We start from the raw sequence: 20527 nt of genomic DNA, 5'->3' as shown, positions 1-20527 counted from the left end.
ATGCTATGAAATGGGGTCCCTGCCACCCATCCCCGCCACCATTTCGAGGGGGTCTGCATGAAATCTCCTTCCAATAATATGTCCCAGCTGCCCGAACCGCGCGTTGCCCGCGGAGGTCTGCTGCCGGGAATTCTGGCCATACTGGCCCTGTGCGCTGTGGGCAGCGCCGCCTACTGGCTTTCGCTTGATGACGGGCAGCGCGCCGGCATGCGCCAGCGTCTGGTCACCCTGCTTGATGACATGACCGCGGGAACTCCCCTGGCCGGTATCAGCGAACTGCTGGATGCCGAGCCTCCCGTGCCGCCGTCGGTCACCAGCCCGCCCACGGCGCCGGGAACTCTGTCGGGGCGCAGCGTGCAGGGCAGCGTGGGGGCGCCGGTGGATACCTCCATGCTGCCCGGGGGCGCCGCGCAGACCGTGGATACCGCGGCAGCACCGGCCCAGGATGTGGCGCCCAGGGTGGTGGAAGACAGCCGCGTTCGCCTTTCCTTTGTGGATGATCTGGCGGCCTATCTGGTGGGCAGGTATCAGCCCGGCGCGCGCGGGGGAAGCCTGGCCCTGAGTCCGCAGGCCCTGAACCAGCGCTACGGCGCCAGGCTCATCGGCCTGGACGGCGGCGCCCAGGGCGGGCGTACCGGCGTTCTGGACTACGTATTTCATCCCGCCATGATCCGGGGCCTGTATCAGCTCTATGTGGAGCGTTTTCTCCTGGCCGTGAGCGAGGAGGCAGAGCGCCCGCACAACGGGCGAACCCTGTCGCCGGCGCAGGTGCGGCAGCTCTATTCGTCGCTGGCGGGATACGTGGTGACGCTGGCCGGTGCCCTGGATGCCGTACAGGGCATGCCGGAGCTGCGGCAGCGCCTGGACGCCCTGGATGATCTGGCCAGGCAGACCGTGGATGCCAGCGCCCAGGTCAGTACCGCCGTCTTTGATCTGGATACCCTGCGGGAACAGAAGGCCGGTGCTGCGGAGCTGGCCACGGCGCAGCTGCGGGTGGACAGCCTGAGCGCCCAGTACCGTGGCCTTGTGGCCCGGCAGACGGCCGCCCGCGCCGCCCTGGTCTCGGATATCCGCCGGCGTGGCGTGCAGGGCATGGACGAGGAAACGGTTCTCTACCTTGCCCGCTGGATCGACAGGCGTCTGCGTCATGATGCCGATGCCGGTCGTGCCGTGCAGACTGCCGTGGGCGTATTGCGTGATCTGGGCAGCCGCTTTGCCCGCGGGGCTTCCGGAGGCACGCTGGTGCCTCCCCGGCCGCAACAGCCATCCCCGCCGGCCACCGGCGCAGCGCAGCCGTCGTCCCCGCTGCCGCCCGCTGCGGCGCAGCCTGCTCCCGCCCCCGCCGTGCCGCAGCTGCCGGCAGAAGCGACCGGCCCCGCGCCTGCTGCGGTGCCTCCGGTTTCCGCTGTTCCTGCTGTTCCTGCGGCGCCGCCGGCGCCCAGAATTCCGGAGGCCGCACCGGCCGCCCCCGCTGCCCCTGTGCCCGTGCCGCCCATGGCGCGCTAGGAGGGAGTGCATGCGCACGCTGCGTTTTCTGCTGGTAGCCGTTATGTGCCTTTGGGCGGGTTTTCCCGGCATCGCCCGTGCCGCCACCAGCCCGCAGGGCTGTCTGGCCGCGGTGTCCGCCGCCGTGGAAGCGCACGATGCCGATGCCTTTGCGCAACAGGTGGATATGGACGGCATCCTTGCGGTGGTGGTGAACCGCCTGCTGGAAGAAGCCGCCAAGCCGGAAAATGCCGCCTCGCTGCCGCCGGTGCTGTCGCTCATGCTGTCCGGAGCGGCCCTGTCAGGAGATGGCGGCGCCAGCGTGCGCGCCCTGCTGTGCAGCGAGGCGCGGGCCTTTGTGCGCAACGGCATTGCCTCCGGCGCCTTTGCCGGACATGCCCCGGCCGGGGACCTGCGGCAGGAGGGCCTTGTGGCGCCGCTGTTCCGGGATGCCTCACAGGGACGCAAGCAGATTCATGCCGTGGGGCAGGCCCGCCGGGTGGAGGGGGGCTGGCTCATGCCCTTTCGGGTATATGACCATGGCAATGGCAACGATTATGCGGTGCTTGGGCGCTTCAGCGAGGCACAGGGGGCGGTACGTCTTACCGGCATAGAAAATCTTGCGGAACTCTTTGCCCGCATTCGGGAAGAGGCCGCCCATCTGGAAGCAAACTAGTTTTCCGGCCATGAAACAAAGCGGGACGTCTGCGCAGGCAGGCGTCCCGCTTGTGGTGTCTCACGGGGGTCAGCGCTTCCAGCGGGGCTGGCAGGGGCACTTGTCCCTGTGTTCCCACCAGGCCAGGCGCAGGCGGTCCAGCACCATGCTGGTCCCGCAGATAAAGACCATGATGGCCGCTGTGGTGAAGACGCCGCGATAGCCCCAGCCGGCATTGACCACGGCGCCGCCCAGCAGGGGGCCGATCATGCTGCTGGCATCAAAGGTCAGCATCATGACATTGGAGTTGATGGGGCGCGTTTCCGGCGTGGAGCGGTCATAGACCGTGGCGGCCAGCAGGGGATAGAGCAGGCCCAGGCCGATGCCGTAGAAGAAGGCGCAGGGGATGAAGAGAAACGTGGGCGCCCAGGCCATGCCCAGCACGCAGCAGGCCAGCGTCAGCGCGCAGAGGGGTACTACGCGGTAGCGGGGCAGCGTATCCAGCAGGTGCCCGCCGAAAAAGCGGATGAGAATCATGGTAATGGTATAGGTCAGAAAGAACCATTCCGGCCGGGCGCCCGTTTCCGTTCCCAGGCCCTTGACGAAGAAGATGGCCAGGGAAACCATGATGCTGAAGGTCAGACAGCCCAGATAGATGAAGGCCAGTCCGGAGTGGCTGGCCGCGTGGATGAGCCGGCGCGGCGAAAGCTGGCTGTTGCCGGCACCCATGGCCTCGGCATCGCGCAGCTTGGGTGCCAGGGGCAGCAGCATGCACAGGGCCGGAATGCCCAGAATGGCCGTCAGAGCAAAAAGGTGGCTTTCTCCTCCCACAAGGGGCAGCAGGCGTTCCCCGGCTGCCGGAATGATGGAATAGGGCAGCAGGGTGGTAAGGGAAAAGATGGCAAAGCCGCGTGCGCTCTGCCCCTTGGGAATACAGCTGACCATGACGGCCACCACGCAGCAGGAATAGATTGCCAGGGAAATGCCCTGCACAATGCGCAGCAGCCAGACCACGCCCACCACATGGTCGGCGGGCACCAGCGGATAGGCCAGCATGATGCAGCTGGAGAGCACGATGGTGCACAGCATGGGCGGGAGCTTGTTTCGCTTGAGAAAGACAATGCTGGCCACAGGGCGGAACAGCAGGACCATGGCGCCCATGCTGGAAAGCAGGATGCCGCGCCAGTTGGGGCTTACGGCAAGGCCCTCAAGCCATTGTTCAAAGCAGTAGAAGACGGCCAGATAGCTGTTGCAGCACATGGCCATGCAGAAAAGAAGGATGAAGTCGCGGGTAAAGAGCTTCTGCTGTGGGGCATCATCTGCCGCGGGAGAGGATTTTTGTGTGAAGATGGACATACGCAATGCTCGCTGTTGCCATGTCGGGAAGGGGGCTCCACCCCGGGCGGGGGCGAAGCCTTCCGCTTCCTAGCACTGCCCCGGGCGAAGGTAAAGGGCCGTGCCCCGGCCTCGGGCAGGGGGCACGGGCCGCGCGCTTGCGGCACAGACGGTCATGGGCTAGGATAAGGAATTGCGATCAAAGCGCATTCACTTCAGCAAACGAGTTAGCCATGTCTCAGATGTGTCCCTGCGGCAGCGGCCGCGAACTGGCCCAGTGTTGCGGTCCTTATCTTGATGGTACGGCGCAGGCCGACAGCCCCGAGGCGCTGGTGCGTTCCCGGTATACGGCCTATGTCCTGCGCCGCTTTGACTATCTGGTGGAAACCACCCATCCCGATCATCGGGAAGACATTTCCGTGCAGGAAATGGAAGAGCAGACCCGCAATGTGCACTGGCTGCGGCTGGACATGGGACCGTGCGAGGAAAATGTGGAAGATTCCCACGGCCGGCGCATGGATGCCGCCGAGTTCTATGCCTACTATACGCTGGACGGCACCACGCGGCAGATCGGCGAACGCAGCTATTTTTCCCGCAAGGACGGGCGCCTGTACTATGTGGATGGCGAAACGCGCCGCGGCAGGGCCTACCGGCGCAGCGAACCCAAGGTGGGGCGCAATGATCCCTGCCCCTGCGGCAGCGGCAAGAAATACAAGAAATGCTGCGGGGCGGCCTGATCCTGCGGGAAAAGGCGGCATGATCACAGCGTCGGGAGGGGAAAATGGCGGCAAGCGGCCCCTTGACGGGCATCCGGCGGTTCTGCCTCGAGTGCCAGGGGGATTCCCCCAAGGCTGTGCGGGAATGTCCCGACAGGCAGTGCCCGCTCTGGGCGTGGCGCATGGCCGCGGCCCGGCCGGGCAGGCAGCCGGCATGCAGCGGGCCGGATGCGCCCCGCCGCGCGCTGCGCGATGTGCGGCGGCAGTGCATGACCTGCGCCGGAGGGCGGGCGGAAGTGCGCCAGTGTGCGGCGCGTGAGGCCTGTGCCCTGTGGCGCTGGCGCTTTGGCGTGCGTCCGCAGACCTATCGCCGTGTGCGGCAGCGCTTTTTTGCCCCCCGCATGCTCAGGCTTTTCTGATGATGGCCCCGGTCAGGGGCGTTTTGTCTGGACCTGCCGGTCCGGCGGGTCATGAGGGGAGGACGTTTTCATGCTCCATGAACTCCACTGGTCACATGCCGTTGCCGGCCGCCTGACGGCGGCACAGCTGGACGGGGCTGCCGCACAGGCTGCCCGGATGGCCGCGCGTCTGCGCACGGAGAGCGCGGCGGGGCTGCTGCCTTTTCTGACACAGCCCTACCGCCGGCGTCTTGAGGAGGAAATGCCGCCCCTGCTGCCGTCCCTGCGCCGGCGCAAGCATATGCTGCTGCTGGGTATCGGCGGTTCCGCACTGGGGGCGCGCGCCCTGCAGCGGGCCTTTGCCCCTGCCCAGGACGAGCCGGAACACCATGGCCCCTGTCTCTGGATTGCCGACAATGTGTGCCCGGCCACCTTCGGGCGCTGGCTGTCGCGCCTGTCGCCGTCCGAGACCTCAGTGGTCTGTGTCAGCAAATCGGGGGGCACCATCGAAACCGTGTCCCAGTATCTGCTGGCGCGGGACTGGCTCCGGGCGGCCCTGGGCGATGCCTGGCGGGAACATGTGGTGCTGGTGACGGACAGGCAGAGCGGTTTCCTGCGAGAAGAGGCCGGGCAGTTTGCCCTGCCGTCTCTGGAGGTGCCGGACCATCTCGGAGGACGCTATTCCGTTCTTTCCGCCGTGGGTCTGCTGCCGGCCGCCTTCCTGGGGCTGGACTGGCAGGGCCTGCTGGATGGCGCTGCCGGGGTGGCCGCGCCGCTGTTGCAGGCCGCCGCGGACAGTACGGGTGCGGCCCTTGCCGCCCACCCGGCCTTTGCCCTGGCCGGCTGGGCGCATGCCCTGGAGCAGGCGGGTTATGATCAGCTCATCTTTTTCTGCTATATGCCCCAGTGGGCAACCTTCGGCCCCTGGTTTGCCCAGCTGTGGGCCGAAAGCCTGGGCAAGGACGGTACGGGAACGCAGCCGCTGCCGGCCACGGGGGTGACGGATCAGCACTCCATCAATCAGATGTTTCTGGACGGGCCGCGCAACAAGGCCTGCCTTTTTGTGAGCGGCCCCGAAACGCCAGAGGACGCGCCCGGCCTGCGCTTCGGTCAGGACCTGCCGGAACGCTGGGCCTGGCTGCGCGGACGGCCTTTCGGCTGCCTGCTGGATGCCGAGGCGCTGGGAACACGCATGGCCCTCTGTGCCAGCGGCGTGCCCCTGCTGCACCTGAAGCTGAACGAACAGACCTGCCATGCCGCCGGCGCCATGATGATGCTGCTGGAGGCGGCCACGCTGTTCACGGGCTGGCTCAACGGCATCAATCCGCTGGACCAGCCGGCGGTGGAACTGGGCAAGCGCCTGGCCAATGCCCGCCTGGGCGCGCCTGGTCTGGATGAGGCCCGGCAGGCGCTGCAACGCTTCACCATGCAGGACGATGCGGTGCAGACCTTCTGATCCGCACAGGGCAGAAGGGTCCGGACCGGAAGGGGGACCAATGTCGGGAACATGGAAATGGCTGCACAGACCTGCCGCCGAAACATCCGCCAGAGCCGAGGGCGATCTGCCCCTCAGCTATGCACGTACCCTGTCGTGGCTTTCGCTGGTGGTCATTCTGGCGACCAGCCTGGCCCTGTCCTTCTTCATTTCCAATTCCGCGCGGCAGACCCTGCTGACCAAGCAGGAAAACTTTGCCCGCCTGCTGGCGGATAACCTCAATCACCAGATATTCCGCCGCTTTGCCCTGCCTACCCTGCTGGCCCACGGGCGCATTGCCCTGCGGCAGTCGGCGCAGCATGAGCACCTCAAGGAGGTGGTGGATTCCGTCATCCACGGTCTGCCCGTGGAGCGCCTGCGCATTTATGACTTCTCGCGCCTGGTGGCCTTTTCCACCAATCCGGAAGACCTTGGCCGCACCGGGCTGGCCCCTGACGGCCTGGAAGAGGTGCTGCGTGGCGGGCCGCCCCAGGTGGAAATCCTGAGCACCATTCCCGAATGGCAGGCGCCGTTCAATATTCCGCTCAAGCGCGGCACCTTTGTGCTGCGCCTGCTCTGTCCGCTGCGCGGCGAGTCCCTGGAACCCGGCGGCGGCGAGGCCCCTGTCATGGGCGCTCTGGAGCTGACCCAGGACATCACGGGCGACTACGAGCAGGTGCTGGCCTTCCAGGGGATCATCGTGGTCATGTGTCTGCTTTCCTCGGTGATTCTCTTTGCGCTGCTGCTCCTGCTCATCCACCGGGCCGAACGTGTGCTGGCCGAGCGCATGGCCCGGAACCGGCAGCTGGAAAACGAGCTGCACAGTAATGAAAAGCTCATCAGCATGGGGCGGGTCATTGCCAGCATTGCCCATGAAATCCGGAATCCCCTGGGCATCATCCGTTCCAGTGCCCAGCTGCTTCAACGCCGCACGGACAAGGCCGATGCCGGCACGCGGCGCATCCTGGATGCCATTTATGACGAGTCCCTGCGTCTGTCCCAGACGGTCAATGACTTTCTGGATTATGCCCGGCCGCGGCAGCCGCGCCAGGACCTGGTGGACATCAATCTGGTTCTGGATCAGGCGCTGGCCTTTCTGGAAGGCGAGTGGAAGCGCTGCGGCGTGGGGCTGGAGCGGCAGACGCCGGACAACCTCATGGTGCTGGGCGACAAGGACCTGCTCTACCGGGCATTCTACAATATCCTGACCAACGGCCAGCAGGCCATGGAAGGGCCGGGCATCATGTATGTGACGGCCCGGCGGGAAGAGGACCGCATCATCCTCCTGTTCCGGGACAGCGGGCCGGGCATAGACGAGGACCTGCTGCCCAACCTGCTGGAACCCTTCTTTACCACCAAGGACGGCGGCACGGGGCTTGGTCTGCCCATTGTGCAGTCCATTATCGTCAGCCACGGCGGCCAGCTTTCCCTGCGCAATGCCGAGGAGGGCGGCGCCGAGGTGCGTGTGGAGCTGCCCGCAGCTCCCCTGCCCGAGCAGAAGGACGAAACGCCTGCCGCTGCCCATGAGGCCCCTGACCAGGCCGGGAGCACACATGAGTGAAAAAGCCCATATCCTGCTGATTGATGACGAAAAGAACTATCTGCTGGTTCTGCAAACCCTGCTGGAAGACGAGGGCTATACGGTTACGGCCATCAGCGATCCCGAAACGGCGCTGGCCTTTCTGGAAGAAAGCGAAGTGGACGTGGTGGTGACGGACATGAAGATGCCGCGCATCACGGGGCGTGATGTGCTGCAACACGTCAAGAAAAGCTGGCCGTATATTCCCGTGCTCATCATGACGGCCTTTGGCTCCATTGAAAGTGCAGTGGAAGTCATGAAGTATGGCGCTTTTGACTACATCACCAAGCCCTTTTCCAATGACGAGCTGCTGCTGTCCATTCACAATGCCACGGAGCTGGCCCGTGCCCACCGCCAGTACCGCCTGTTGCAGGAAGCCATGGAAGACCGCTACAGCGTGCACAAGATCGTGGGCCGCAGCCGGGCCATACGCAATGTGCTGGCCATGGTGGACCGGGCCGCGCCCAGCCGTTCCACGGTGCTCATCACCGGGGAGTCAGGCACGGGCAAGGAGCTGGTGGCCCGCGCCATTCACTATTCCAGTCCGCGCAAGGACAAACCCTTTGTTTCCGTCAACTGCATGGCCCTCAATCCCGGCGTGCTGGAAAGCGAGCTTTTCGGGCACGAAAAGGGGTCCTTCACCGGTGCCGTGGCCATGCGGCGGGGCCGTTTTGAACAGGCCGACGGCGGCACCCTCTTTCTGGATGAAGTGGGCGAGCTGACTCCCGAATTGCAGGTCAAGCTGCTGCGTGTTCTGCAGGAGCGCCGTTTTGAGCGCGTGGGCGGCAGCGAGGAAGTGGAGGTGGACATCCGCGTGGTGGCAGCCACCAACAAGGACCTCATGCACATGGTGGAGGCCGGCACCTTCCGCGATGACCTCTACTACCGTCTCAATGTGGTGCAGATTGCCTTGCCGGCCCTGCGGGAGCGGCGTGAGGATATCCCCCTGCTGGTGGCGCATTTCGTGGAAAAGGTGGCTGCGGAAAACAATATGCCTGCCAAGACCTTCAGCACCGAGGCGCTGAATTATCTCACGGGCTACGAATGGCCCGGCAATATCCGTCAGCTGGAAAACGTGGTGGAAAGCTGCACCGTGCTGGTGCCCGGTTCGGTCATTGACGTGGACAATCTGCCGGCGGAAATTCGCGACGAGGATGCCCAGTTCAAGAGCGCCGTGGACCTGCTGCCCGTGCAGCTGGACCTTGCCGATACCCTGGAAAAGATCGAGGCCGCCCTCATCCGGCGCGCTCTGGTGCGGGCGGACCTGGTGCAGGTCAAGGCGGCCGAGCTGCTGGGCATTTCCAAGAGCCTGCTGCAATACAAGCTCAAGAAATACGGCATCACCGGGCATTAGTTTTATTCAAAACAGTTTTTTTAAAAATAATTTCGCTGAGAATTATTGCCGCGCGCAGCTGCCACATCCGCACCGTGCAGAGCCTTGCGACCCCTGATGCCGTCTGGAGCTGCCGAGGCGTGCGCTGCCGCAGCATGCCCGGCCGTAGTATGCTGTGCCGGACACTGCCCGGTCTGGCTGCGGCGGGCTATGGGGGGCATAATCTTGACGCAACACCGTTTTCCCGCTAAGGTTACAAAAGGTCGGGCGGCGGCCGCACTGCCAACCCCGTCAGGTCCGAAAGGAAGCAGCGGTAACAGCTGTTGCCGGGTGTCCGACCCCTGAAAGCCGTGAACTACGTTCACGGCTTTTTGTATGTATGCCAGAAAGGTCCCCTCCTGAGCCGTGGGGCGGTGTGCCGGCAGGGGAGACGGCAGGATGCGCAGAGAGACAGCGGGCACGCGCCGCCGTGCCGCGAGGAGTGAGTGCATGTTGCCTGTGGTGCCGGCATGACGGGAGCGCAGGAGCAGGACGCGCGGCAAGCTGCGGCGCAGGTCGGGGCATAGCGTGGACGGCACAGCACGCCTGGCTCGTGCTGCGGTGGTCCCTTTACCGGGGGACACGCGGCCTTGCGGCGGCCAGACGGCACAGCAGGCGCAGGTGCTGCCGTCGCCGGCAACGGGGCCAGGCCATGTGCGTCGTACAGAAGGCCGGCGCAGCCGTTGTGCCCTCTCTCTTGCGCACAGGACAGCAAAACTGCCATCCGCGACACTGAGCCGTGCGCCGGGCCAGACACCGGGCCGGACCGGAAAGAATATCGGGCAGGGAGCAGGGCAGACATCGGGCGCAGCACTATGGCCAGGCCGCACGGCTCCGCTTGCCCCACAACGGGGGCGGCGTCCTGCGGGAAAACGGCAGCGGTGGCGCAGGCGGGAGGGGCTGCGCCTAGAGCAGGCCGGGCAGGTGACTGGCGTTGGTCAGGATGCGTTCCAGAGCAGCATCCGAAAGACGGCCCACACGTTGCAGGCGCTGCCGTTCTTCCAGGGGATCATAGAGGGGCCAGTCCGAGCCAAAGAGATAGCGCTCCGGCGGATGGGCCTGCAAGAGACGGTGCAGCAGGGCCGGCGTCACAAAGGGGGAGCTGCTGGACGTATCAAACCAGACATTGTCCATGCCGCCCAGGGCATCGATGGCCATGTCCCACATGAGGTAGCCCCCGAAGTGCGCGGCGATGAGCGTCAGCCCCGGAAAGGTGCGGGCAATATGGGCCAGCTTGTAGGGACAGGAGGGCGCCTGCTGGGCGGGCAGGGCGCTGCCGATGTGAATTTCAAAGATGAATCGGCCCTGGGCTGCCTCAAAAATGGGCAGCAGACGGGGGTCATCCAGGCGGAAGCCCTGAAAATCGGGGTGCAGCTTGATGCCGCGCAGTCCGGAGGCTTCCATGGAGTCCAGCTCTTCTTCCCAGCGGGTATAGGCCGGGTGCAGCGTGCCGAAGGCAATGATTTCAGGGTGTAGGCGTTGCAGATCACGGGCGTAGTTATTGGCCGGAATGACCTGAGCCGGCGTGGTGGCGGCGCAGAGCACCACGCAGCGGTCTATGCCGGCGGCCTTTTCGCATTGCAGCAGATGCGCGACCGTCCCGTCACCTTCGCAGTGCAGGTCATAGGCTTCATTGAGATGCTGCACGGCCTTGGCGGCAATCTTGGGATGGAAGGCGTGAGTATGAATATCAATGCGCATGACAGACATCATGGCGGAACGCCGCCGCGTCCCGCAGGGGATTATTGGCCGAGGGGGGCGTTGACCACGTTGACCGGCGTGCCGTTTTGCCAGCGCCGGATATTTTCGGCCGTAAGGTTGATGATGTTCTGGCGCGCGCGCACGGTGGCCCAGGCCATGTGCGGCGTAAGCAGGGTATTGGGCGTGTGAAACAGCGGATTGTCCGCCGCCGGCGGTTCGCTGACCATCACGTCGGCCCCGTAGCCGCCCAGCTGCCCGGAATGCAGAGCTTCGGCCACATCTGCCTCATTGACCAGCGGGCCGCGGGCCGTATTGAGCAGAATGGCGCCCCGCTTCATCTTGGCCAGACGCTTCCGGTTGATGAGTTCGCGGGTTTCCGGCGTGAGCGGACAGTGCAGGGAGATGACCTCGCAGCGGGTCAGCACCTGATCCAGCGTGGCAAAGGCAAAGGGGGCATAGGTGGGCGGATGCTTGGGCGTGCGGCAGCTGGCCAGCACATTCATGCCAAAGGCATTGGCCAGCTCGCCCACGCGGCGGCCGATATTGCCAAAGCCCACAAGGCCCAGCGTCTGCCCCTCAAGGCAGACGGGGGTGTGCAGCCAGTAGCACCATTCGCCGCGGGCGGTCCACTGGCCGCTGCGGATACTGTCGGTATGGGCGCTGGTACGGCGGCAGAGTTCCAGCAGCAGCGCAAACACATGCTGCGCCACATCATTGACGCCGTAAGCCACCACATTGCAGACCGGAATGCCTCGTTCGGCAAAGGCATCAATGTCCACCACGTCATAGCCGGTGGCCAGTACGCCCACCATGCGCACCCGGGGCAGGTCTGCCAGCAGGGGACGGCGCAGGGGTACCTTGTTGGTGAGGATGATGTCGGCCTCGGCGGCGCGGCCCGCCACCTGTTCCGGACTGCTGTTGTCATAGACCTTGAGGTTGCCCAGGGTCTCCACCGGTCCCCAGTCCACATCGCCGGGATTGAGCAGCTTGCCATCCAGTACCACAATATTCATGGCGGCCTCCTCGTGTGCTGCCAAGTGTAGCCTTGTCGCCCCGCTGCTGGCAAGGCGGAAAATATTCCCGGGCCGGAAAACAGAAAGGGCCGCCCTTGCGGACGGCCCTGAGAGCATACAAGCTCAGAGACTAGTGAGCGACCACGGTGAAGTCGTCACGACGGTTCTGGGCCCACACGGCTTCGCCGGTGCCCTGAACGGCCGGGTTTTCCTTACCGTAGCTGATCATTTCCAGCTGAGAGGGGCTGACGCCGAGCATCACGAGATATTCGTAAGCGGCGCGGGCGCGGCGTTCGCCGAGGGCCAGGTTGTATTCCTGGGTGCCGCGTTCGTCGCAGTTGCCTTCGATGCGCACGCGCACGGAGGGATACTGCTTCATGAGGTCAGCCTTGGTCTTCAGCATGTCTTTGTATTCGGGCTTGATGTCGAACTTGTCGAACGCAAAGAGCACGCGACCGTCGGTGATCTGCTGGATGGCAGCACGCATTTCGGGGCTCATGTCGTCGGTGGCGACGGCTTCGTCAGAGGTCTTCTTGGCGCAACCGAAACCGGCGGCCAGGGCCATAACCAGGGCAAGGATAAGAGCGTAACGTTTCATTGTTTGTCCTCCTGAACAGCTCTAACCAAAGGTACCTTTTCCTTTCTGATCCACACGGAATCACCTTGATCCCGTAAGCGAGATGGTATCTTCGAAGTTATTTTTGTCAAGATGTGCAGTGGCGCTATCGTCTGTTTTGGTAAAAATTTTTTGCCCGGCAGAGAGGGCGTCTCTGCCGGGCGGAAGTCAGGCGCTCAATGCTGTCTAGCGCGGCATGCCCCAGCGGGGGAAGTAGGCGGCACCGCCGCCTGTGGGCACCTTCTTGGCGTCCCCGCCATGGCGCGTGGTCAGATAGATGCCGCGCTGGCCGCCACGGCTGGAACTGAAGGCAATGAAGTAGCTGTCGGCGCAGAAGGAGGGCTGCTCGTCGCTGCCGGGGCCGAAGGTCACCTGGCGTTCCAGACCGGTGACCATGTCCTGCACAAAGATGCGGTGGCCGTAGTCGGTCATGCGGCTGAAGGTGACCAGCGTGCCGTCGGGCGAGAGGTTGGCCTCGGTATTGTAGCCGCCGTTCTTGCTCACGCGGGTGACGGCGCCGGTATTCAGGTCCTTGAGGAAAATCTGCGGCCCGCCCATGCGCGAGGAGGTAAAGGCCATCTTGGTGCCCGTGCTGTCAAAGGTGGGGGACACATTGATGGAATGGTGCTCTTCCAGCACGCGCTCCTTCTGGAAGCCGTGATTGAGCAGATAGATGACCGGATACTTGCCCTTGGAAAGGGCCACGGCCACCTTGTTGTTGGGCATGAAGGCAGGACCGATGACCACATTGCCGGGGAAGCGCACGCGCTGCACCCGGCGCTTGTTGCGGTCCCAGACGCCCAGGGAGTGGGACTTCTTGTCAATGAGCGTGAAGACGATGAAGCGCCCGTCAGGGGACCAGGCCGGCGACATGGCCTCGCCCGTGATATTGGTGATCTGGCGCAGGTCGCGGCCCGTGGGACGCACGGTCCACACATTGGCATTGAGCTTGCCGGTCTTCTTCACAAAGGCCAGGGTAGAGCGGAAGAAGGCACCGCTGCCGGTAAGCACTTCCAGCAGGTCGGCACAGAAGCGGTCGGCCACTTCCGGCAGGTCCCGGCTGGCCACGCGGGGATATTCCTTGCCGAACAGGCGTCCGCCGGTATTGGTTTCAAAGGCCCGGATCTGGACCGCCTTGGTGCCGCTGTCGCCCCCGGGCCAGACAGTGGTGACCACAATGTCCGAACCGGCCAGCTGGAAGCGCTTAAGGTCAAGATTGGGCGGTTCGTAGCCGGGCAGAAGGGTGCCGCCCAGCACCGAGCGCGGATCCGTGAGGCGCATGAAGGGCAGAAAGCTCAGGTTCTGCTGGATGAGGCCCTGCAACTGCTTGCCCATATTGGTGGCCGGCTGCTGGGGACCGGTAAGGGGGTCGGCCAGCGCCAGATTGACGCTGTTCTGACCGGGGCCGTAGATGTCCACGCGCATGGCGGCCTGGGCCGTGCCGCCCAGAAGCATGACGGCGGCCAGCGCCATCAGGAGCACGAGACGTTTCATACCTGCTGTTCCTCCGGGTGCGCCTAGCGCACCATGGTTAGAGTAACGTCAAAGGGAGATGTCAGACCGGCCGGCGGGGGCGTAACCTTGCCCGCCCGGTGAATTCCCTGACGAACATACTTGTCGATGCGGTCATTGCCACTGGACTGCACCACGTCATACTGGGTAATGGTGCCCGAAGGCTCCACGGCAAGGCGCACGGTGACATAATAGGTGCCGCGCGGGGCTTCCGCCGGCACAAAGCTGGCCCGGCGCAGCTGCTTGGCCACCTTGTTTAGATAGGGCTGAAACTGTTCGGCATAGCGATCCTGGGCCTTGGCCGTGCCGGAGGCGCGGGGCGTGACCACGCGGCCCGCAGGCGCCTGCCCGGCCGCGGCAGCGGCCTTTTGCAGCGCCTCGGGCGTAAAGCACACCTGGCCGCCCGGCGTTACCGTGATCTGTCCCTGCGGCGTCGGCGCCTGACGGGGGATGCCGCTCCAGAAGGCAAAGTGCACATCAATGGGCATGGCATAGGGCGGCGTGCCGAAGGATTCCACCTTCTTCACCGCGGCACAGACGCTTTCATCCAGGGCGGGCAGGCCGGAACGCTGGGTCGGTTCGCAGCCGGTGACCCTGCCCTCGCCGTCAACGCTGATGCGCACGCGCACCAGACGGTTGCCGGCATTGGCCGGCGGCGCCCAGACCTCGCTGACCTTGCCCAGCACGGCGCCGGCATAGCCGTTTTGCGTATCCACGGCCGCAATGGACGCTGCCGTGGCCGTGGCGGGCATGGTCCACAGGGCGCTGCTCAGCAGCAGCCCCGCCAGCAGGGCAGAGGCGCTGCGTCCCCGTCCGGAGACGGGGCGGGAGGGAAGAAAAGAGGATGCTAGCATGCGTGCCTCCGTCAGGTTTGGGGCCTTCCCGCGAGCGGATCAGCGCCCCATCATTTCATTGAGCGTGAACACAAGGTCCAGCTCGCCAAATTCCGCCGAGGGCGGTGGCGGGAATTCGCCGCCGCGGCTGGTACGCCATACCGAATTGACCGCCGAGGCATCATACTGGGCATTGCCCGAGCTTTGCGTCACCGTGGCCTGCTGCACTTCGCCCTGCATGTCCACACGCACATGCACAACGCAGCTCAGATTGGCCCGGCTGGCCGAGGCAAAACTCCAGTTGGGGCGCACCGCCAGCATGACCATGCCCAGATAGGCTTCATTCAGGCCGCCCCCGCCGGGGCCATCCCCTTCGCCGCCGCCCCCGCCGCCGGTACCGCCGGCATTGCGCCGGGCCTGGGCCAGGGCCTGTTCCACGGCATTGCCCCTGTCGCCGGACTCTGCCCGCGAGGAGGCTTCCCGCCGGGCCTGGGCCAGGGCATCCTTCACCGGATCGCCCTTGGCCTTTTTGTCGCTCTTTTTGGCGGTGGCCTTTTCGTCCTTCTTGGCGGGCTGTTTCTTGTCGTCCCGCTTTTTGGGGGTATCGTCCTTTTTGGCCTGTTCGGTCTTCTTGGGGGTGTCCTTTTTCTTGGGCGGTTCCTTGGGTTCCGGCGGTTCCTTGGCCGTTTCCTTGGGTTTTTCTTCCTTTTTCTTCTGCGCCAGAGGAATGGCGTCCTCCTTGGGCTTGGGCCGGGCTGCGGGCGCCTTGGGTTCCGGCGCCCGTTCTTCCTTGGCTTCCACCGGCGCCGAACGGGATTCGGGACGGGCGCGTCGTGCCACCTCGTCCTTCTTGGCCGGCGGGGAAATGTCCTGCGGGCCATTGGTGCGTTCGCCCATCTTGCCAAGAATGTTGGAAGGCGTCCTGTTGCCGCCCGGCGCGCCGTCAACCAGGCTGATCATGACCGGCGGCGAGTCCAGGCGCACCGGCGGCGACGTGGGCCAGAAGAGCACCAGCAGGATGAAGGCCGCGTGCAGGCACAGGGAAAGAAGGTACGACGACCAGTTCATGGGTGTCTACTTCCTGGCGGAAGCCGCCGGAGCGCTGTCCGGCTTGTCGGCCACCACGCCCATCTTTTCGATGCCCGCCGCCTTGATGCGTCCCATGACATCCACCACCACCCCGTAGGGAACGTTCTTGTCCGCCTGGAGGAAGAGGGTCTTGTTCTTTTCCTTGACCAGTTTCTGGAGGTAGCCTTCGAGGTCGTCCAGATTGTCCACGGCATAGGTGTCAAGGTATACGCTGCCATCCACCCGCACGGTCAGCACCATGCTTTCGCTTTCCGTGGGCAGGGTTTCCACCTGCTTGGTCTGGGGCAGGTCCACGTCAATGCCCTGGCTCATCATGGGCGTGGCCACCATGAAGATGATGAGCAGAACGAGCATCACGTCCACAAAGGGCGTGACATTGATTTCGGAGACGAACTTGCTGCCGCCGCCCACATTGGCACCCATGCTACATCTCCGTGGCGCCCGTGCGCTGCACCGGGCGATGCGCGTTCAGCTCGCGCTGCACGCGGTTGAGAAATACCCCGGCAAAGTTGACCAGCAGGGTATCCACCTGAGAAATCTTGCCCATGAAGATATTGAAGCCAATGGTGGCCGGTACGGCCACGGCAAGGCCGATGGCCGTGGCGACCAGGGCTTCGGAGATGCCGGGGGCCACGGTGGCCAGCGAGGCGGACTTGAGCATGCCGATGGAGTGGAAGGAACTCATGATGCCCCAGACCGTGCCGAACAGGCCGATGAAAGGCGCGGTATTGGCCGTGGTGGCCAGCAGGGAAAAGGAACGCTCCAGGCGCGCTTCCTCGCTGGCAACCCCCTGGCGCAGGGCGCGGCGCACATTGTCCACCACGATTTCGCTGGCATTGCCCATTTCCTTGGAGCGGTTGAACTCCATCACCCCCTGATGCGCGATGAAGTAGAGCGGTGACGTGGGATCGGCCCCCAGCGACTGCACGGCCTCGCGCAGATTGACGGCCTTTTCAAAGTTTTCTGTGCCGATGCGGCTTTTCTTGTAGGCGGCCGAAAGGGCCAGGCCCTTCTGGATCATGAGCGCCCAGCTGGTGATGGACATGAGCAGAAGAAGGGCCAGTACCATCTTGGCCACAAGGCTGGCCTGCGTGACCATGGTGATGAAGCTGAATTCCATGCCTGTCTCCGTAAAAGTGAACGCCGTGCCCGCAGGCACGGCAGGTGATGCCGTTCCGGGGGAAGGGGCGGAAGAAGCCGCCCGCAAGACACAACGACAAAAGAGACGCCTTTCCAGCCGGAGGGGCGGAAAGGTGCCTGCTTGCGTTGTCCGGGCAGACATCGTATGCCGCAGGCAGCATGCAACGAGCGTGAGGAATTGGCAAGATTTTTTTGTACAGTCTGCCGGAAAGCTGGTGCCGGACGGGCCGGCCGGGAAAATCGCATTGCCAAGGCGCGTTCTTGTCGCTATGCTCCATGCCATGAAGCATCCTCATACCATGGTACGGGCATTATGGCATAACCCGCAGAGGTCGTTACGCTTTTTTATTGCTCTTCTTTCCTGTCTCCTGCTTGGGGGTATCTGGCCCCAGGGGGAGGCGGCGGCCTCTGCGCGCCAGCGCGTCAATGAGGCCCTGCAATCGCCCCTGTTCACGGGCAGGCGCGCCCTGCCGGAAAACAGGGCCGCTGCCGCACCCCAGGACAGCGTGAGCATGGCTCAGGCCGTGCAGATGGCCCTGGCCCGCAATCCCGGTCTCGGTGCCCAGGAGGCGCAGAGCCGCGCCTCGGAAGAGGGGCGCAAGTCAGCCCGCGGGGCCTTTGGCCCCAAGCTGAGCCTGACCTACCAGGCCTACAAGCAGGAGCGGGAATCGTCGCCCTCCCAGACCGGCAACCGGCCGCCGCGCCTGGGCACCTACAGCCTGGGGGTGGACATTTCCCAGCCCGTTTTCCAGGGCTTCCGTCTGCTGGCCCAGTATCAGAAGGCCGCCCTGCAGGCGGAAAGCGACCGCGCCTCCCTGCGCCAGGCCGAGCTGGAAATGACCGGCAAGGTGCAGGCCGCCTTTCTGACCTATCTGCAGGCCGAGGAAAACGTGCGCAGCGAGCAGGACTCCCTGTCCCGCCTGCGGGATCAGCTGCGCATCACGCAGGCCTTTTTCGAGGTGGGCCTGCGCCCGCGCCTGGATGTGCTCCAGGCGGAAGTGGACGTGAGCAATGCCGAAAATCTGCTTATTCAGGTGGAAAACACGCGGGATACGGCCCTGGCCGAACTCAATACCCTCGTCGGCCTGCCGGTGACGGCCCGTGTGAACTATACCGGTTCGCTGAATGCCATTCCCTTCACCGGCAGTCTGGAGCAATGCCTTGCCACGGCCTACCGGCAGCGCCCTGACCTGTACATTGCGGCCAAGACCGTGGCCATTGCGGGCAAGAGCCAGCAGGAAGTGCAGAGCGAATATTATCCCAAGATCGAGGCCTATTATAATGTAAGCCGCCAGGGCAATACCCTGGATCTGCAACGCTCCGGCGATTACGGCTCCTCCACGCAGATATGGGAAGTGGGCGTTACGGCCACGTGGGATGTGTTTCAGTGGGGCACCACCTATTATGCCGACAAGCAGGCCGGCTGGCTGGTGACCAAGACCCGTTACGAGGAAGAGCAGCTCAAGCTGGATGTGGGCTATGAGATCAAGACCCGTCTTCTGGATGTGCGCGAAGCGGAAAAGCGCATCGCCGTGGGCAAGAAAAGCGTGACCCAGGCCCGTGAGGCCTATAATGTCGCACTGGCCCAGTATCAGGAGCAGGTGGGAACCAACTTTGACGTCCTCAATGCCTCAGCCAATCTGACAGCCGCTCAGGCCTCTCTGACCAAGGCCAGAGCGGACTATCTGACCGCGCTGGCCCAGCTGTATACGGCCATGGGCGAATTCCGCCCGGACCTGACGCGACCGGAGACGCCGCCGGCCGCGCGTCCGGCGTCGGTGCCCGCGCGGCCATAAGGATAGTACATGGATACGGATCAGCATTTTCTGACCATCACCCCGCTGGGCGGTCTGGGCGAAATCGGCCTCAACTGCCAGCTCTGGGAAAGCCCGGCCGGGGTGGTGATGGTGGACTGCGGCCTCATGTTTCCCGATGACTTTCATCTGGGCGTGGACGTGGTCATTCCGCATTTTGGCGCGGTGCAGGCCGTGCGGGACAAGCTGCTGGGCATTGTGCTCACCCACGGGCACGAGGATCATATCGGCGCGCTGCCCTGGCTGGTGCCCCAGCTGCGCGGCATTCATATCTACGGTTCGGCCTTCACGCTGGCCCTGGTGGAACACAAGCTGCGCGAGCACGAGCTGCTGGACTGGGTGGCACTGTGCCCCGTCACCAGCAGCGATACGGTGGAGCTGGGGGACATGCGCTTTCACTTCATGCCCGTGTGCCATTCCATTCCCGAAGGCTTCGGCCTGGGGGTGGAAACGCCCGTGGGCCGCATCGTGCACAGCGGCGACTTCAAGATCGATCTGGATCCGCTGCACGGCACGGGCACCAATCTGGCCCTGTTCCGGGAATTTGCCGGGCCGGAGGGCGCGCGCCTGCTGCTGTCCGACTCCACCAACGTGGAGCGCCCCGGCCGGTCCATCAACGAGCGCCAGGTCAAGGAGTCGCTGGCCCGCGTTTTTGAGACGGCGGAAGGGCGCATCGTCATCACGCTGTTTTCCAGCCATATCCAGCGCATCCAGGAAGTTTTCGATCTGGCCCGCGAATACGGGCGCACGGTGGTCATCAGCGGCAAATCCCTGGCCAATAATATCGAGATGGCCCGCGATCTGGGCTTTGCCAAATTGCCGCCCAATTTCTTCAATGCCCACAACGGGGTGCCTGATCTGCCGGATGAAAAGCTGGTGCTTGTGGTCACCGGGGCGCAGGGCGAACCCCTGTCGGCCCTGTCCCGCATGGTCTACGGCGGGCACCGCCAGCTGCGCGTGCGCAAGGGGGACACGGTGGTCATGAGTTCGCGCATGATTCCCGGCAATGCCAAGGCCGTCTCCCGCCTTATCAATGAAATGTACCGCCTGGGCGCCGAGGTGCTCTACGAAAGCATGCACACCATCCACGCCTCGGGGCACGGCTATGTGGAGGAACTGCGGGACATGTTGCAAGCCGTGCGCCCGGAAATCTTTGTGCCCGTGCATGGCGAATACCGCCATCTGGTCAAGCATGCCCGCCTGGCCATGAGCTGCGGAGTGACGGAGGAAAAGGCCGTCATTCTGGAGGATGGCCGTCCCCTGACCCTGCTGCCGGACAGCTTCCGCCGCGAAGACCCGGTGCCCATGGAATGCACCCTGGTAGACGGCAAGGGCGTGGGCGACGTGGGCACGGCCGTGCTGCGCGAGCGGCGCATCCTGGGCGACGAGGGCCTTGTCATCGTGCTGCTGGTGCTGGATGCCGATACCGGCATGGTGCTGCACGGGCCGGAAATGTTCTCCAAGGGTTTTGTCTTTGAGCAGCAGTACAGTCACTTGCTGGAAGACGCCAAATGCCTTGTGCTGGACGAAATCGAGAGCTGCCGTCCCGGCCAGGTGACGCGCCTGCAGGAAGGCATCCGCGCCTCGTTGCGCCGTTTCTTCCGGCGCGTGCTTCAGCGTGACCCCGTGGTGGTGGCCATCATCAGCGAGGTATAGCCGGACGCGCTGCTGCATGATGCGAAAACGCGCACTGCCGCTGCATGCCGTTTTCACAGGCGGGGCAGGCGTGCAACGGCCGCCCGCCTCTTGACCGCATGGCAGGAGTGGCTATTTTAGGGAAAATATTGTGCCATGT

At 64.3% G+C, this 20527-nt stretch carries 18 protein-coding genes and 1 other RNA gene; 10 read left to right on the top strand and 9 right to left on the bottom strand.

The genetic code is table 11. The features are described from left to right. Positions 1-57: 57 nt before the first annotated feature. The gene (locus tag Q0J57_RS03115) at positions 58-1506 is read left to right on the top strand and encodes a hypothetical protein (RefSeq protein WP_297217009.1); all 1449 of its coding nucleotides are present in this window, start codon (positions 58-60) and stop codon (positions 1504-1506) included. A gap of 10 nt (positions 1507-1516) precedes the next feature. Next, on the top strand, positions 1517-2161 hold the full coding sequence (locus Q0J57_RS03110; RefSeq protein ID WP_297217008.1) for a hypothetical protein: 645 nt from the start codon (positions 1517-1519) through the stop codon (positions 2159-2161). A 69-nt stretch (positions 2162-2230) separates the two neighbouring features. On the opposite strand, the gene Q0J57_RS03105 is transcribed toward Q0J57_RS03110, so the two are convergent. Continuing rightward, on the bottom strand, positions 2231-3496 hold the full coding sequence (locus tag Q0J57_RS03105; RefSeq protein ID WP_297217006.1) for an MFS transporter: 1266 nt from the start codon (positions 3494-3496) through the stop codon (positions 2231-2233). Positions 3497-3708: 212 nt separating this feature from the next. Between Q0J57_RS03105 and Q0J57_RS03100 the strand changes: the two genes are divergently transcribed. The 6 genes from Q0J57_RS03100 (at position 3709) to ffs (ending at position 9321) form a co-directional block, all read left to right on the top strand. Then, positions 3709-4212, top strand: coding sequence for a YchJ family metal-binding protein (locus Q0J57_RS03100; RefSeq protein WP_297217003.1), 504 nt, complete (start codon positions 3709-3711; stop codon positions 4210-4212). Positions 4213-4328: 116 nt separating this feature from the next. Continuing rightward, positions 4329-4610 (top strand): hypothetical protein, encoded by a 282-nt coding sequence (locus Q0J57_RS03095; RefSeq protein WP_297217002.1) that lies wholly within the window; start codon positions 4329-4331, stop codon positions 4608-4610. A 70-nt stretch (positions 4611-4680) separates the two neighbouring features. Then, positions 4681-6045, top strand: a complete 1365-nt coding sequence (locus Q0J57_RS03090) for a glucose-6-phosphate isomerase (protein ID WP_297217000.1) — start codon at positions 4681-4683, stop codon at positions 6043-6045. A 40-nt stretch (positions 6046-6085) separates the two neighbouring features. Then, positions 6086-7624 (top strand): ATP-binding protein, encoded by a 1539-nt coding sequence (locus Q0J57_RS03085; RefSeq protein ID WP_297216998.1) that lies wholly within the window; start codon positions 6086-6088, stop codon positions 7622-7624. After that, positions 7617-8996 (top strand): sigma-54 dependent transcriptional regulator, encoded by a 1380-nt coding sequence (locus Q0J57_RS03080; RefSeq protein WP_297216996.1) that lies wholly within the window; start codon positions 7617-7619, stop codon positions 8994-8996. Before Q0J57_RS03085 ends, Q0J57_RS03080 begins: the two co-directional genes overlap by 8 nt. A gap of 237 nt (positions 8997-9233) precedes the next feature. Beyond that, positions 9234-9321: signal recognition particle sRNA small type (gene ffs / locus Q0J57_RS03075), an RNA gene on the top strand. A 599-nt stretch (positions 9322-9920) separates the two neighbouring features. On the opposite strand, the gene Q0J57_RS03070 is transcribed toward ffs, so the two are convergent. The 8 genes from Q0J57_RS03070 to Q0J57_RS03035 all read right to left on the bottom strand — a co-directional run bounded on the left by Q0J57_RS03070 (position 9921) and on the right by Q0J57_RS03035 (position 16898). Beyond that, the gene (locus Q0J57_RS03070) at positions 9921-10715 is read right to left on the bottom strand and encodes an amidohydrolase family protein (RefSeq protein ID WP_297216994.1); all 795 of its coding nucleotides are present in this window, start codon (positions 10713-10715) and stop codon (positions 9921-9923) included. Positions 10716-10756: 41 nt separating this feature from the next. Further along, entirely contained in the window at positions 10757-11728 is a 972-nt protein-coding gene (locus Q0J57_RS03065; RefSeq protein WP_297216992.1) for a D-2-hydroxyacid dehydrogenase, read from the bottom strand. 130 nt (positions 11729-11858) lie between these two features. Beyond that, positions 11859-12326, bottom strand: coding sequence for a peptidoglycan-associated lipoprotein Pal (gene pal, locus Q0J57_RS03060; protein WP_297216990.1), 468 nt, complete (start codon positions 12324-12326; stop codon positions 11859-11861). Positions 12327-12530: 204 nt separating this feature from the next. Next, complete coding sequence (locus Q0J57_RS03055; RefSeq protein ID WP_297216988.1) at positions 12531-13838, bottom strand: translocation protein TolB; 1308 nt, start codon at positions 13836-13838, stop codon at positions 12531-12533. 23 nt (positions 13839-13861) lie between these two features. Next, positions 13862-14710 (bottom strand): TonB family protein, encoded by an 849-nt coding sequence (locus Q0J57_RS03050; protein WP_297216986.1) that lies wholly within the window; start codon positions 14708-14710, stop codon positions 13862-13864. A gap of 39 nt (positions 14711-14749) precedes the next feature. After that, complete coding sequence (gene tolA, locus Q0J57_RS03045) at positions 14750-15757, bottom strand: cell envelope integrity protein TolA (protein ID WP_297216983.1); 1008 nt, start codon at positions 15755-15757, stop codon at positions 14750-14752. A 6-nt stretch (positions 15758-15763) separates the two neighbouring features. Continuing rightward, a complete protein-coding gene (locus Q0J57_RS03040) occupies positions 15764-16201 on the bottom strand; it encodes an ExbD/TolR family protein (RefSeq protein ID WP_297216981.1) in 438 nt (145 codons plus the stop codon). Between the two features lies 1 nt (position 16202). Further along, positions 16203-16898: a MotA/TolQ/ExbB proton channel family protein gene (locus Q0J57_RS03035; protein WP_297216979.1), complete on the bottom strand. Its 696-nt coding sequence runs from the start codon at positions 16896-16898 to the stop codon at positions 16203-16205. 532 nt (positions 16899-17430) lie between these two features. Here Q0J57_RS03035 and Q0J57_RS03030 point away from each other — a divergent pair. Continuing rightward, positions 17431-18714 carry a TolC family protein gene (locus Q0J57_RS03030; RefSeq protein WP_297216977.1) on the top strand — a complete coding sequence of 428 codons (1284 nt, stop codon included), beginning with the start codon at positions 17431-17433 and terminating at the stop codon, positions 18712-18714. Between the two features lie 9 nt (positions 18715-18723). Next, on the top strand, positions 18724-20388 hold the full coding sequence (locus Q0J57_RS03025; protein ID WP_297216975.1) for a ribonuclease J: 1665 nt from the start codon (positions 18724-18726) through the stop codon (positions 20386-20388). The last annotated feature ends 139 nt before the right edge of the window (positions 20389-20527 follow it).

This window comes from uncultured Desulfovibrio sp. (genome assembly GCF_944324505.1).
GTDB lineage: Bacteria > Desulfobacterota > Desulfovibrionia > Desulfovibrionales > Desulfovibrionaceae > Desulfovibrio.
The sequence above is the reverse complement of the archived record's forward strand: the minus strand, read 5'-3'. Positions and strand labels throughout refer to the sequence as shown.